Source organism: Streptomyces sp. NPDC048473 (genome assembly GCF_043200155.1).
GTDB lineage: Bacteria > Actinomycetota > Actinomycetes > Streptomycetales > Streptomycetaceae > Streptomyces.
This window is the reverse complement of the sequence record NZ_JBICXE010000169.1, coordinates 1-1868: the sequence shown is the minus strand read 5'-3', so window position 1 is coordinate 1868 and position 1868 is coordinate 1. Positions and strand designations below refer to the sequence as shown.

General features: G+C 63.9%; 1 protein-coding gene. It reads left to right on the top strand.

What is annotated here, in order from left to right:
- Window positions 1-1868 (top strand): hypothetical protein (locus tag ACGFU7_RS47995; protein WP_393705117.1); only part of this gene is annotated, 1868 nt, incomplete at both ends.

Genomic DNA, 1868 nt, shown 5'->3' with positions numbered 1-1868 from the left:
TGGCCGTCAATCCGTTTCTCGACGGTGTCGTTGTTTTTCTGACCGGCATGCATGTTCCGCGTGGTAGTTCGGTGCGTATGCGCGCGGAAGTCGAGATCCCGCACAGCGACTTGATGAAGGCTCTTGATGAGTTTCAGGATTTGATCGGGCAGATCGCGAAGTCGGTTTCGGGTGCGGGCAGTGGTCAGTGGAACGATGCGTATGTCAAGGCGATGTCGACGTTCGGTGCGGGTGCGGGCGCGGATTATGTGAAGAATCTGAAGGACACTGCGGGCAGGATATCGAATTATGCCCGTGAGACGGGCTATCAGATCGACTACACGAACCGGATGATCATTGTTCAGGTGGTGCAGTTCCTGTTCGAGTGGGCGTTGACGCTGATTCTGGCGATCTTCAATCCGATCGCGGCGGTTGTCGAGCAGACGTTTTTGAGGGCGCTCTACCGGCTGATCCTGCGCAGTTTTCTGTTGCGGTTGCTGGCGACGATCGGGATGTTCGAGGCGCTCAACGTCGGCCTGGGTGCGGCGATGGATATCTTCGTGCGGTGGTCGCTGGCGAGTGAGGGCAAGTATACGGAGAATGGCGGTCAGTATCTGAGGCAGGCGGTCGCGTTCGGTGCGGTGCAGGGCGCGTTCATGGTCTTCGTGCCGTATGCGGGTTCGGCGCTGGCGGGCCTGATCTCGAAGGCGATCGGCAGGGATGTCGTGGGGAACATCGACAGCCTTGTCGGGCGTGCGTTGTCGGGGGGTGGACGGGACACGGTCAGGGATCTGGGCCGGGAGACGGTCAGGGATCTGGGCCGGGATCTGTCGAGGGAGGGCGGTGATGATCTGGGGTCCGGGCCGGTGGGTGGTGTGGGGGTCCGGGGTGGTTTCGGCCGGGACATCGGTGTCACTGCGGCGAGCATGGCGCAGAGGTTCGAGATGGGCGAGGTCAGTCGTTCCGTCCGTGGCGGTTTCTCGGCGGATGTCGGGAATATTTTTGCCCGGGATCTCGGTGGGGCGATGGGTGTGGGTGGGGCGCGGGAGTTGGGGGAGAAGTGGGCGGGGGCCTTCCTGACGCGGTTCGGGAAGAAGGACTTCGGTGACACGTTGTTCCGGAGTCTGGATGATCTGCCGAGGGGGATGGGCGGGGAGCTGCGCTCCGCGTTGTCGCATGGGGTTGCGGGTGCCCTGTCGACGGACTGGGGGCGCAAGTTCAGCGGTTATCTGGGGGACGCGATCGCGAACGCGGCGCACCAGAACTTTTCCGAGGGTGTGTACAGCCTGTTCACGACGGGGAAGTTCACCACGTCCTGGGAGACGGGTCTGTCGGGTGGCGGCGCGGGTCTGGTGGGGCACATGCTCACCCGCAACGCGGTCGGTCTGGGCGGGGTGATCGGGGACAAGTTCGGTCTGCAGGACAAGTTCGGGTCGTTGTTGTCGGGGCTGGTGAATCCGGCCTCGGGTCCGGGTGACCGGCTTCATGATTTGAAGGCGTCGTTCCGGTTCGCCGGCACTTCCGGGCAGGGCGGTCGGTCCACCGAGGGCCTGTTGGGGCAGGGGTCCGGTGGCGGTGGGGATTTGTTCGGTGATACCGGTTCGGTTCGCTCGTTCGAATCCACTGTGGTGGGCTCCGGATTCAGCGGCCTGTCGGAGGATTCTTCCGACACGACGTTCTCCGACACGACGTTCTCCGACACGGGGTTTTTCGACGACAGGGTGTTCTCCGGCACGAGTTCCGTCGGCACGGGCTTCTCCGACAGGGGCGACGGGACCGCGGCAGTCGGCGGCCAGCAGTTCAACACCGGCCAGAACCCAACCCAGAACCAGAACCCGAGCCATGGCGAGGGCCGGGATCGGGATCGGGATCGGGGGCAGGGGCTGGGG